Raw genomic sequence first — 12,984 nt, forward strand, 5'->3', positions numbered from 1 at the left:
TAGCACACATCAATTCGTTCCACAAATATGGAACGAAACAATAACAGATGTGGAACTAAAGGGAAACAACTGTGGAACTAAAAGTCAACAGTTGTAGAACGAATTAACAGTAACTATAAAACCACTAAACATTAGTATATGAGTGCAATATATGACTTATTTGAGACTCCTAGTCCAAACAAAGAAGAGAAACAACCGCTACATGCCCGTATCGTCTCCAAAGGAACCGTAGATAAAGAAGAGTTCCTGGATCGCGTCCACAAATTTACCGGTATCAGCAGAAGTTTATTGGCAGGAGCCATGGAAGCCTTTGCCAATGAAGCACGAGATTTACTAGCCGACGGCTGGAATGTAGAAATGGGAAACTTCGGATTCTTCTCTACATCGTTGCAATGTCCGCCGGTTAAAGATAAAAAAGAAATTCGGGCAGCGTCTGTCCAAATGAAAAATATTAATTTCCGTGCAAGTCGTCCATTCAAGAAAGAAGTAGGCGACAAAATGAGGCTGCAACGAGGAGAATCTATCACACGCCCTAAGAAAAATAGTATCTCCCGTGAGACGTGTCGCGACCGCCTCAACACATACTTGGAAAATCACCTATTCATCAGCCGGACAGATTATAGCCATCTGACAGGACGAAATAAAAAAGTAGCTATTGAAGAATTAAATTCCTTTATCACTGACGGAATAATACGGAAAGAAGGGGTTGGAAAGTTGACTGTATATATAAAGGTATAAACTCTCGGAACAAGTAGAATTGCCTATTTACCGCCTTATCTTATCTACAAGATAAAACAATAACATTTTTATCTTGTAGATAAGAAGAAAATGAGATTTCTGAAGCATGAAAACAAGGACAATAATGGAATGTGGATAAGAAAAAAACATTATGAACTACTTATTAAAGGAAAACTGATTGAAATACTCCCTATTTGGAAATGGCTCTTAAAGTAGAAAATCTAAGGATCTATAAATCAGAAGCATACAAACAAAATAAATCAAAATGAATCAAAGTAAGTACATCTAAGACCGTTAAAGCACCTCCCCGAAAAGTGCCCATAGTATCTTTGCATCGTGATCACAAAGAGAATTGATAACTAAAGTAACTAATTTAAAAAAACAAAAAACTATGGCACTTAGATACGTCATTAAAAAAAGAACATTCGGCTTTGATAAAACTAAAGCTGAAAAGTATGTAGCACAAAATGTAATCACCAATACGGTGGATTTCAGAGATTTGTGCGAGGAAATCACTAAAGTCGGAATGGTTCCCAGTGGAGCGGTAAAATTTGTACTCGATGCTTTGATCGATACATTAAATCTCAACCTTAGAAAAGGCATCTCTGTTCAATTAGGAGATTTCGGATGCTTCCGTCCTGGTATGAATTGCGAAAGTCAGGATACTGAAAAAGAGGTAGATAGCGATACGATACGCAGAGTGAAAATCATTTTCACTCCGGGCTACAAATTCAAAGAGATGCTAAGTAAAGTCAGTGTTCAAAAAGCGGTAGCTTCCGATGATGGTTCCATCAGCTCGGAACAACCGGACCCCAACCCGAATCCCAACCCGGATGACGGTAAAGGAGAAGCACCGGACCCGGCAGCATAAGATTAATCATCAGCCTTTAAAAGCAGGAAAACAGTACCCGCCTACGGGCGGATACTGTTTCCCAAAGTATTCCTGTAAAAGACTTGACAACGCCTTTTTTATTTTGTATCTTTACAACATCTTAAAACATTAAAATATCAACATGAAAGAATTGCCAGAAGAAGAAGAAATTCCGTTTCGCATTAAAACTTATAAGAAAAAGGAATTGGCTTGTATGTACAATCCGAACATTACACCCCGTTGCGCCATACGCATATTCACCAAATGGATTAAAATAAATAAAGAACTGCTCCGGTTGTTGACTGCCACAGGTTATCATCCGCGTACACGAACTTTTACTCCCCGACAGGTACAAATCATAACCAGTATTCTGGACATTCCATAGGAATGTCCAGAATACTGGTTTTATCACTGCAGTTGTCCCGCCGCTTTCAAATAAGCCACATAATTCACATACAATTGGAAATGAGCATCCACTTTCGTCTGATAAGCCTGCTGCCAGAGCACTTGCGCTTCCAGATAATCCGAAAGTGTTTCCAGCCCCACTTCATATTGTTTACCACTGACTTTCATATTCTCCTCTGCTTGTTCCAGCGAACGCTCGGAAAGCTCCGTTTCCAGCCGGGACTCATCCAGATTATTGGCAGCCTGCATCAATTCCAGCAACATTTTTTCATTGGCATTTTCCTGTTCAAGACGGACTTGCTCCAACTTCACTTTGGCAGACTTTACTTTATTGGTACGTTCGCCAAAATGAAACAGAGGGACAGAAACATTCAGGAATACAGAAAAAGCACCCTTTTTCATCAAAGTTTCATCATTGACTTCCAACCCATGAAGATAATCATAACTACCTCTGACACCGATACGCGGTAACAGTTCACTACGATTCAGCCTTACCTCCTGCTCGGCAATGGCTATTTGTTTGTTCAAGATTCCATATTCGGGACGGGCGGTAATGTCAGAAACCTGCACTTTCCACTCCTTCTCCACTTCCGGAAAATCATCAGATATATCAATCCGCGTCGTCAAAGGGCGTCCGATGTAATGACAGAGATTCATACTTGCAAGACGGAGGGCATTATCAGCCTTTCGCAAAGAGAGTTCACTCTCATTGAGCTTCACTTGCACTTTCAGCACATCATTCTGCGGTTTCATGCCATGCCGGTGAGCACTCTCTACATTTTTGGAAAGTTCCGTCAGTAAGGCATGATATTTTTCCGCAACTTTTCTCATTTCCTTCGCTTTCACTAACTGCACGTATGCCTTATCCGTATTCAGAATAACTTCCGAAGTAGTCAAAACTTCATTCAAGTGTGCCATTTCTTTTCCCAACAGTGACATCTTATAGGCAGCACGGATTTTTCCACCCATATAAAGAGGCTGTTCCACTTGTATACCACCCGAATAAACAGTTCCGACTTTATAGTCCAGATTCAGTCCGGGAAAATAAGCGAAACCACTCGATACCAGTTCTCCGGTGGCAGGATTGGGCAGGAAAACCGGAAGGTTTCCTCCCGGAACTCCGAGACTTCCATCCGCTGTGCTATAAACACCTGTTCCGTTGGCTGTAAAATTAGGAAAGAAATTGGCTTTATAACTAAGAGACATCAATCGGGCAGCTTCCGTCTGTTTATTAGCGGCAGCCATATCCTTATTATATTTCAGTGCCATTTCACGGCATTGCGCCAGACTTAGTTTTTCTTGCGCGGCAAGAGAAACCGACAGGCCGAACAATATACCCGCTACACTAATGGCTACAAGAATTTCTTTTTTCATTTGTCTGTCTTTTTTATATGAAAGAATAATGCATACAAAATCGGGATAAAAAGCAACGTTATCAACGTGCCGAACAATAACCCACCCATGATAGAAGCTGCCAGCGAACCGAACATGGCATCCGGCAGCAATGGAATCATTCCCAAAATCGTAGTCAGCGAAGCCATCATCACGGGACGGAGACGGCTCTGCGAACTGTCTATCAATGCCGTCACAGGTTCTACTCCCTGATTAATTTGCAAAGTGATCTCATCCATCAAAACAATACCGTTCTTGATAATCATACCGATCAATCCCAATGTACCGACGATAGCCACAAAGTTGAATGTCTTCCCGGTAAGCAGCATTACGGCAACAACACCGACAAACACCAACGGAATAGTACAGAAGATGATAACCGGTTTCCGGTAATCTTTGAACAGCATAATCAGAATAGAAATCATCAGAATGATAGCAAACGGAAAGTTCTTGAACAGATATTGCATTGACTTTGTACTGGCGTTCCTCTCGCCTTGCCATTGAAGCTGGTATCCGTCAGGCAACGGAATCTGTTCAATCTGTGTGGCAATGGATTGCCGTGCCTTCTCCGTTTCTACCCCCGGAACAGGAGAACATTGCACCCGTTGGCTGCGCTGTCCGTTATAACGGGGAACCACCGGATCTTCCCACTTCACATCAATCCGCTTACTGATTTGTTTTAACGGAGTTGTTCCCATCAACGTTTCCACCAGTTCATCTTTTGATAGTGTTCCTGTCTTCAGCTTCATCATCATTTCCTGTGTCAGCAAACCGTTCAGAGAAGGAAGAGACGAGAATATCTGCGTATTGTCCAGGTTTTCAATCGGATTTCCGTGTTCGTCCAGACAACGCAAGTAGATATTATCTTTGTGAATACCTTCGTAGAAGGACCCGATAGGGATACCACTGGTAGCTGTCAGTAAAGAAAGGCTTACATCATTCCGGCTCAATCCGATAGCACGTGCCGCAGGCTGGTCATATTCGATAGTCAGTACCGGGATTTGTGGTTCCCAGTCCGTGGTAATCAGGTAAACATCCTGGCAATTCTCCATAATCTTGCGGGCACTATCCGCCAACTGATGCAAAACAGCAGGATCAGGACCGGTAAATTGCGCTTCAATGGGGTATTTTTTGAACATCAGGTTGTAACGATTCATCTTTACGTAAGCATCCGGATAATGTTGCGAAAGATATTGTTGAATTTCCGCCATGTTATCCACCAAATCGTCGGGAGAGGTGAAGTCGATAATCAGTTCACCGTAAGATAAGGAAGGATTGGCTACGTTACGTACCAAGTTATAACGGGCAGGAGTACCACCGATGGAAGCAGTGACGTGTGTGACTTCCGGACGCTTTTTCAGGTAAGTTTCGATTTCCTCCAAGTCACGGGCCACGCGAGTGGAGTTAGTTCCTTCCGGCAATTTATATTCCATATAAAGCTGGTCGTAGACCATATCCGGGAAAAAGCCCTGTTTCATAAAACGATAACTGAAAGCCGAAAGCAAAACCAAAGCAATCATTGTAAACACAAAACTCCAACGATGCGCCAGGCTGAATTTCAACAATGAACGGAGCACGGCATAAATCTTCCCTTCATACACACGCTTTCCGACAGCAGTAGTTGCCGCAGAGATTTCCGGATGCAGAATCCGGTCAGCCATCAACGGAACGTGCACCAAAGCCAGCACCCAGCTAAGCAACAGGGAAACAGCGAGTACAATAAACAAATCGCGCGTATAGACACCTGCCGTATCAGGCGACATGAAGATAGGAAGAAAAGCGATGATGGCAATCAGAGTAGCTCCCAGCAGAGGCATCGCTGTCTGCCGTCCGATGGCAGTCATTGCTTCCATCCGGCTCTTCCCGGCTTTCAAATCTACCAAAATACCGTCGATGATAACAATCGCGTTATCCACCAGCATCCCCATCGCAAGCACGAACGAGGCCAATGAAACACGCTGCATCGTACCATCCATAAAATAAAGGAACAGGAAGGAACCAAATACCGTCACTACCAGGCTGATACCGATAATCACCCCGCTCTTGAATCCCATAGCAATCATCAGAATAACAACTACGATAATCACGGATTCTATCAGATTAAGAATGAACGTCCCCAACGAAGTGCCTACGCGTTCCGGCTGATAGAAAACCTTATGACACTCTACTCCTGCCGGAAGACGTTCAGCCTTTAGTTGCTCCAGTTTCTTTTCCACCCGATGCCCCACTTTGATAATGTCGGCATCCGGAGAAGCAGCCACCATGATTCCTATCGCACGCTGGCGGTCATAAAACAATTCGTTGCGGGTAGGATCTTCATAATCCTTCTCAATACGGGCTATGTCGCTCAACCGCAACTGATCGGCATCATGCCCCTGAATCAGCATACGACCAATATCCTCTACCGTCTTAAACTTATCACTGACTGTCACCCGGATACGATTATCGCCATTATCATAATAACCAGTATAAGTAGTTTGGTTCTGCCCGTTCAATGTGGCTAGCACTTCGGCGGGTTTCACACCCAAGTTGGCCATCCGGTCTTGCAGGAGAGAGATGTTAATACATTCAGGACGTTTACCGTATAAGTCAACGCGCTCCACCCCATCCAGTTCGCTGACTTCACGTTTCACCAGTTCTGAATAATCAGACAGTTCCCTGTCGGAAAGCCCGTCGCCCGTCAAAGCGAAAAACATTCCGTAGACATTGCCGAAATCATCTTTTACAATAGAAGGACTGGCACCTTCGGGAAGTTCTGCCTGTGCGTTCGCCACCTTACGACGCAACAAATCCCAGCATTGCTCTACGTCCGTCTCTTTGACAGTCGTTTTCAGTTCTACCTGAATCAAAGAGAGATCATTGTAGGAATAACTTTCCACATTATCTATATTCCCCATAGAGCGGATATTCTTCTCCAGCACATCCGTCACTTCCAACTCTACCTGATGTGCAGACGCGCCGGGATAGGTAGTGACTACCATTGCGAGCTTTACCGTTATTTCAGGATCTTCCAGTTTACTCATTTCATAACTGGAATAGGCTCCTCCTACAATCAGTACGGCAATCAGGAAGTAGATTAACTTCTTGTTTTCAAACGCCCATTTACTAATATCAATCATAACAGTCCTCCCACATTGGTTTCAGTAGCCGGAAGAAGCGGTTCCACCTGTTCTCCCTCTTTTACATGGTGTACTCCCGAAGCGACAACCAAATCACCGGGATTCACTTTGTCTGAAGTAATCAGGCACCTACCGTCACTAAGCAGACGAGTGACGGTCACATCACAACGGCGGACAACATGACTGGAAGCATCATAAAGCAAGATACTCGTACGCCCGTTCTCACGAAGAATCGCTCCACCGGGAACCGACAGGTTACACGCATCTCCTTCACTGCATTCGATAGTCACCATTGTATTCATGCCGGGCGATGGAACTGCCTGCTTATCTTCTTTTTTCAGTTGAAGCCGCATGGTGTACAACTGATTGGCATTTGCCTTAGGGGTGACACTAATCAGTTCCAAAGCATATCTTTGATGAGGATAAATATCGAATGTACAATAGTAGCGGGTAAACTGCTGTCGACGAATATATTCCACTGCCGGAAGATTAATTTCCACTTCCGGGCTTCCCTCACTGATGATGGAAACGACGGGCATGCCGGCAGCTACTGTTTCATGGGAATCAAAAAGACGTTTCTGTATATATCCGCTAAAAGGAGCATACAAACGGGTGTATGCCAACTGGTCTTTAGCATGATTATATTTAGCGGTAATCTGCCTCAATCCGTACACGGCCTTATCGTTAGCATCCGGTGTCGTCACATTTTCCTTATAAAGCGCCATCACCCGTTCCGCCTCCGCTTTCACACTTTGATATTCTGCTTCTGCCGCATCCAACTGAATCTGATAATCCGTCGGATCCAATTCGGCCAATAATTGCCCTTTACGCACATAAGCACCGTCATTTACATGCATATACTGAATAGTACCACTCACCCGGAAGGACAGACTTATATCCTGTGCCGCTTTCACCCGTCCCGGAAACTGCAAAGCTATTTGTCTGTCGGCAGAAAGTACGGTATCAATCTTCACTGCCGGCTTACTGTCTGTGTTTTGTACACGTTGCCCACACGAAGTCAACAGAACTGCTAAAAATCCTGTTAATAAGAAGTCTAATCGTCTCATATTTTCACTTGTTAGTTAGTTGCCACAAAAGTATCCCAAGCAAACATGAAGAGAAAGGTTGATTTAGACGGAATATTGTTCTATTTGTACGTTACCTAAGATAAAAAGCCGAAATAGTTTGCTATTTGTATTTATTTGTTTATTACTTTGTAAGGAAATTCATTTCAACGAAAAAGGAATATGGAACCACTGATGCCATTCAAGTATGTTATAATATCTCCAGAAGATACTTCCATGAAAGAAGGATGCATTATTTCCGAATTCAACCAATGCGGACTTTTCCTCTGCCAGAAAGGACAGGCAGAAATCCTGTTGGGAGGTAGGCCATACCAGATTAACAAAAGGAATCTTTTCATATATACTGCAGCCAACCTTCTACAGATACGCCAAAGAAGCGCAGACCTGGAAGGAATCATGATAGAGGTCGATCTGGATTATGTCATACCAATAGTAAACAAAGTAGCCAACTCGGAGAACTTGCTTTATTTGCGGGAAAATCCCTGTCTGTCGCTTTCCGAAGAGCAATATACATTTGTAGAGAACTTACTCAAATCTGTAGAAAAACGAATTAACAGGGAGAATATCTGTAACAGTTCCCGACAGAAACAATATTTAATTTCTGAATTAATCAAATCCTGGGGACAAGTGATATGCTATGAGTTATTAAATATCTATTTCAACAACGAACCGCAAACACCACTACCACAAGATAAAAAGGATAGGATTTTCCAAAATTTCATGATTACCCTCTATCGATATTATCATCAGGAACGGGATGTTACTTTCTATGCAAACAAGCAATGTCTGTCTGCCCGATATTTTTCTTCCGTCATCAAGGAGAAATCAGGGAGCAGTGCTTTGCAGTGGATTATACAGAATGTCATTACAGAAGCCAAATATCTGCTCGATAATACCGATTTAAGTATTAAGGAAATAGCGACCAAGCTCAACTTCCCCACACAATCATTCTTCGGAAAATATTTCAAGCAGTATGTCGGCATATCTCCTAAAGAATATCGGAACAAAAAGATAGGACTGTTGCCTTCTTGAGTCAGCAAAACAAAATTCTGTTCTTTCTTGATATTACATAATTTGAATTGGAATATAATCAATAAAAAAGGATTATTCGCCGATTGCGTACAATATTGATATATAATCGTCCTATTCTTATATTAAAAATGACTACCCGACGCTACCTTTGTTACCAACCGATTATTTCAGGAAGATTGCATTAGTTAAACAAGCTGTTTTACTTGGTATACTCCGAAAATAATTCATAAGTTTGTTTTGTATTAAAGGAGTCCATTGTATGTATAAGAAGTATATTCCATTTCTTTTATTATTAATTTCTACTCTTGCGTTTGGACAAAATATACACTTCCAAGCGATCGGAGTAGAAAATGGCATTTCACAACCCACAGTCACGTCTATTTATCAAGATGAATTCGGTATTATCTGGATAGGAACCAAAGATGGTCTGAATCGATATAACGGTACTGATTTCCATATATTCCGCCCGATTGAGAATGATGAAAACAGCTTGTACAATAATAACATAGGCACTATCTGTGGCGATAAAAACGGTCATATTTATATCCGTTGCAAATATGCTGTAGTAGAATATGATATTAGGAAAAACATTTTCCATACTATCCGTAATAACAATATCCAGGCCATTGACTACGGTAACTCCCAGTTATGGGTTTGTACGAGAGATTCATTGTTTACATACAACCGAACAGAAGATAAACTAGAGTATTATTACCACCTGGACAGTGCACGCATATCATGCATTACTGAAGATCATGAGGGCAATTTATATGTAGGAACGATGAATAAAGGCTTGTACATGATAGATAGTAATAAGAAATGGCTTAATTATCTTCCCGAGAAAGATATAACCTGTATTTATGAAGACTCCAAAAAGAATATTTGGGTAGGAACTAAGGATGACGGACTTTTCCGCCTGGACAGAAATGGCGTACAAATCAACTATAAAGACGGACCTTATAAAAACAGACTTTCCAGCAATTATATCCGTTGTATCGTTGAAGACAACTGGGGCAATTATTGGATAGGCACTTTTAAAGGTTTGGACAAACTGGATATCGTCAACAATATTACTCATTACAGTGAAGACAACAAGCCTTATAGCCTAAGCAATTCTTCCATCATTTGTATGATGAAAGATCAGCAAGGCACTTTCTGGATAGGTACCTACTACGGTGGAATCAACCTTTTTAATCCCGATTATGAAATCTATACTTACTATTATCCCGATGAATCACAAAAAGGTAAATTGACATCCCCTTTTGCCGGAAGAATGAAAGAGGACTCCAAAGGTGGTATTTGGATTGCAACAGAAGGTGGAGGAGTGAATTATCTCGATAGAAAGACCAAAAGCTTTATCGAATATAAACACAGTAATCAAAGTAATTCACTTGCATCCAATACAATTCAGGCTTTATATCTGGATGAAAAGAATCAGATACTATGGATAGGAACGTTAAAAGGTGGATTGGATAAGTTAAACTTGAAAACACAGAAGTTTACCAACTACAGACATGTTCCCGGAAAAAAGAACACATTGATTAATGATATAATCCGGAAAATTATTCCATATAAAGGGAACTTGCTACTGGCTACCCACAACGGCATCGGTTTATTTAATCCGGAAACCGGAGAGTGTACCAAACTATTAACGGATAGCAAACTCAACAACAGGCAAATCATTGATATGCATCTCGACAAGCATAACAATTTGTGGTTTTCCTATTATCTGGGACTGGTAAAGTATAATATAGCGACTCATAAACGGGATGAATATTTTGTTCCCAACACTTCCGAAAAAGTCATAGGAAGCAACCTTATAAACGTACTTTTTGAAGATAAAAAAGGGAATATATGGGCTGGTTCTTCCGGAGACGGGATATTTTTATATCAACCTGAAACAAATACATTCAAATCGTTCAACTCACAAAATTCAGATTTGATTAACGATTATATTCTGGATATAAACGAATCTCTTTCCGGTTATCTTTTGATAGCAAGTAATCAGGGTTTTTCCCGGTTTGACATGGAAAACGAACGTTTTTATAACTACAACAAACAAAATGGTTTTCCGATGACAGCATTGAATCCTTACGGATTGTTTGTCGCCCATGATAATGAAATATTCCTATCCGGACCTAAGATGATGATCTCTTTCTTCGAAAAAGAACTGAATTCTTATGTTAAACCTTATCAGCTGAACTTTACTTCATTGGAAGTTAACAATAAACTCATATTACCCAATGACGGCTCCGGCATCCTTTCCGAGTCAATCTTATATCAACCGCAAATCACTCTGAACCATAACCACTCCATCATCACAGTTAATTTCTCGTTATCAAACTATGTATCAGTATTAAGAAATCGGATTTACTATAAACTGGAAGGGTTTGATAAAGAATGGATGAGTGCCGGTTATCGCAAAGGGATCACTTACACAAACCTGAATCCGGGTAAATACAAGCTAATAATAAAAAGCTCTGAAGAATACTCCGGAAGGGAAAGTATTTGTAAGGAGATAGATATTGTGATAAAACCACCTCTCTATAAATCGACATGGGCGTACTGCCTTTATGGCATTATAATAATTATTTCTATATACATAATAGTAAGTTTCTATTCTTCCAAACTAAAATTGAGAGCCTCGCTCGAATATGAGAAGAAAGAAAAAAAGCAGATAGAAGAACTGAACCAGTCAAAACTTCGCTTTTTTACCAATATATCACATGAATTCCGTACTCCGCTTACTCTGATTGTAAGTCAGTTGGAAATGCTAATGGAACGGAATGATATTCAACCGTTGGTATACGGCAAATTAGTAGGCATACATAGAAATACGCTACGTATGAAACGTTTAATTACTGAACTTCTTGATTTTAGAAAACAAGAACAGGGATTCGAGAAGTTTAAATACAGCAAGCAGGATATTTATTCGTTTCTGGATGAAATCTATTTGTCCTTCAAGGAATACGCCAGAGGCAAACAGATTATTTTCGAATACTTTAATAAAGATCGTTCACTGGATGTATGGTTTGATGTAGTGCAACTGGAAAAGGTTATTTATAACTTGTTGTCGAACGCTTTTAAATATACACCTTTGGGAGGTACGGTTTCATTATCGGTACAAGAGTATGAGAACAGCGTTATGATACTTATTTCAGATACGGGAATAGGCATTGCCGAGGAAAATCTGAATAAGATATTCGACCGTTTCTATCAAGTAGACAGTCTGGACAACCAGAAAGGCACAGGTATTGGCCTGGCGCTTGCAAAAAGTATTATCGAAGCGCATAAAGGAAAAATCGGTGCCCGAAGCCGGGAAGGGAAAGGGACGACATTTGTCGTTGAGTTACCTTTGGGAGACAGCCATATTTCGGTTTCACAAAAAGTGGAGACTCCTGATATTGATTCATACTGCATTTCATTACTGAAGATGGATGATGAAAAAATAACGGAAGAGATACCGGAGGATGAAAACTTCGACAGGATGGAAGAACCTTCGAGTAAAATACTGATTGTCGAAGATAACGAAGAATTACGAGAACTGTTAGTACGTTTATTCTCCAAAGTATACTCGGTTTATGAAGCCCAAGACGGTGAAGAAGGTTTTGAAAAAACCAAAGAAGTGCAACCTGATATCGTGCTCAGTGACATCATGATGCCCAAGATGTCTGGAATAGAAATGTGCCGGATGATAAAAAGTAATTTTGAAACTTCGCACATACCTGTAATCCTACTTACAGCACAAACCGCAGAAGAATTCACTATACAAGGGTTAAAAATGGGCGCGGATGACTATATCACTAAACCTTTTAATGTGAAACATTTGTTTATGCGTTGTAATAACCTGGTAAACGGCAGAAAGCTGTTACAGAAAAAATATGCTAAACAAATGGATAACAATGTAGATATTTTGGCAACCAATGGTGCAGACCAGCAATTTATGGAACAATGTGTGATCTGTATTGAACAGAACATCGATAATCCTAATTTTGATGTAAACATGTTCGCGCAGGCTTTAAACATCGGACGTACCAAGTTATTCCTGAAACTAAAAGGAATAACAGGACAGACGCCGAATGATTTTATTTTAAACGTCAGGTTGAAAAAAGCACAAATGCTGCTGATTCAGTCAGATACTAAGACGATTTCGGAAATAGCTTATGAAGTAGGTTTCAACTCTCCAAGTTATTTCATTAAACGATTCAGAGAACTGTTCGGAATAACACCGGCACAATTCCAAAAGGGAGAAGAAAAAAAGGGTTCCGAATAAGCACTTTCCAAGTGGATCATAATTAGTGCTGTTTTTAGTTGAATCCACCAATCACGGAATAAATTTATA

At 40.8% G+C, this 12,984-nt stretch carries 8 protein-coding genes; 5 read left to right on the plus strand and 3 right to left on the minus strand.

Features of this window, described 5'->3' with window-relative positions; translation table 11 throughout:
• Nucleotides 1-138: 138 nt before the first annotated feature.
• The 3 genes from GD631_RS21715 to GD631_RS21725 all read left to right on the plus strand — a co-directional run bounded on the left by GD631_RS21715 (nucleotide 139) and on the right by GD631_RS21725 (nucleotide 1,994).
• Nucleotides 139-738, plus strand: coding sequence for an HU family DNA-binding protein (locus GD631_RS21715; protein ID WP_015531404.1), 600 nt, complete (start codon nucleotides 139-141; stop codon nucleotides 736-738).
• Nucleotides 739-1,129: 391 nt separating this feature from the next.
• On the plus strand, nucleotides 1,130-1,609 hold the full coding sequence (locus tag GD631_RS21720; protein ID WP_143257820.1) for an HU family DNA-binding protein: 480 nt from the start codon (nucleotides 1,130-1,132) through the stop codon (nucleotides 1,607-1,609).
• A 142-nt stretch (nucleotides 1,610-1,751) separates the two neighbouring features.
• Nucleotides 1,752-1,994, plus strand: coding sequence for a DUF4248 domain-containing protein (locus GD631_RS21725; protein WP_143257819.1), 243 nt, complete (start codon nucleotides 1,752-1,754; stop codon nucleotides 1,992-1,994).
• 23 nt (nucleotides 1,995-2,017) lie between these two features.
• On the opposite strand, the gene GD631_RS21730 is transcribed toward GD631_RS21725, so the two are convergent.
• The 3 genes from GD631_RS21730 to GD631_RS21740 are packed head-to-tail and all read right to left on the minus strand — an operon-like array spanning nucleotide 2,018 to nucleotide 7,592.
• The gene (locus tag GD631_RS21730) at nucleotides 2,018-3,388 is read right to left on the minus strand and encodes a TolC family protein (RefSeq protein ID WP_143257818.1); all 1,371 of its coding nucleotides are present in this window, start codon (nucleotides 3,386-3,388) and stop codon (nucleotides 2,018-2,020) included.
• Nucleotides 3,385-6,525: an efflux RND transporter permease subunit gene (locus GD631_RS21735; protein WP_143257817.1), complete on the minus strand. Its 3,141-nt coding sequence runs from the start codon at nucleotides 6,523-6,525 to the stop codon at nucleotides 3,385-3,387. Before GD631_RS21735 ends, GD631_RS21730 begins: the two co-directional genes overlap by 4 nt.
• Complete coding sequence (locus GD631_RS21740; protein WP_143257816.1) at nucleotides 6,522-7,592, minus strand: efflux RND transporter periplasmic adaptor subunit; 1,071 nt, start codon at nucleotides 7,590-7,592, stop codon at nucleotides 6,522-6,524. Before GD631_RS21740 ends, GD631_RS21735 begins: the two co-directional genes overlap by 4 nt.
• A gap of 180 nt (nucleotides 7,593-7,772) precedes the next feature.
• Between GD631_RS21740 and GD631_RS21745 the strand changes: the two genes are divergently transcribed.
• Both GD631_RS21745 and GD631_RS21750 read left to right on the plus strand, forming a co-directional pair.
• Nucleotides 7,773-8,642, plus strand: coding sequence for an AraC family transcriptional regulator (locus GD631_RS21745; protein WP_143257815.1), 870 nt, complete (start codon nucleotides 7,773-7,775; stop codon nucleotides 8,640-8,642).
• A gap of 259 nt (nucleotides 8,643-8,901) precedes the next feature.
• The gene (locus GD631_RS21750) at nucleotides 8,902-12,915 is read left to right on the plus strand and encodes a hybrid sensor histidine kinase/response regulator transcription factor (RefSeq protein ID WP_143257814.1); all 4,014 of its coding nucleotides are present in this window, start codon (nucleotides 8,902-8,904) and stop codon (nucleotides 12,913-12,915) included.
• Nucleotides 12,916-12,984: the final 69 nt, after the last annotated feature.

The organism is Bacteroides luhongzhouii (genome assembly GCF_009193295.2).
GTDB lineage: Bacteria > Bacteroidota > Bacteroidia > Bacteroidales > Bacteroidaceae > Bacteroides > Bacteroides luhongzhouii.

Excerpts from the sequence above, each read along its gene's own strand:
- GD631_RS21715 (WP_015531404.1), top strand. The coding sequence starts at position 139 with ATGAGTGCAATATATGACTTATTTGAGACTCCTAGTCCAAACAAAGAA.
- GD631_RS21720 (WP_143257820.1), top strand. The coding sequence starts at position 1,130 with ATGGCACTTAGATACGTCATTAAAAAAAGAACATTCGGCTTTGATAAA.
- GD631_RS21725 (WP_143257819.1), top strand. The coding sequence starts at position 1,752 with ATGAAAGAATTGCCAGAAGAAGAAGAAATTCCGTTTCGCATTAAAACT.
- GD631_RS21730 (WP_143257818.1), bottom strand. The coding sequence starts at position 3,388 with ATGAAAAAAGAAATTCTTGTAGCCATTAGTGTAGCGGGTATATTGTTC.
- GD631_RS21735 (WP_143257817.1), bottom strand. The coding sequence starts at position 6,525 with ATGATTGATATTAGTAAATGGGCGTTTGAAAACAAGAAGTTAATCTAC.
- GD631_RS21740 (WP_143257816.1), bottom strand. The coding sequence starts at position 7,592 with ATGAGACGATTAGACTTCTTATTAACAGGATTTTTAGCAGTTCTGTTG.
- GD631_RS21745 (WP_143257815.1), top strand. The coding sequence starts at position 7,773 with ATGGAACCACTGATGCCATTCAAGTATGTTATAATATCTCCAGAAGAT.
- GD631_RS21750 (WP_143257814.1), top strand. The coding sequence starts at position 8,902 with ATGTATAAGAAGTATATTCCATTTCTTTTATTATTAATTTCTACTCTT.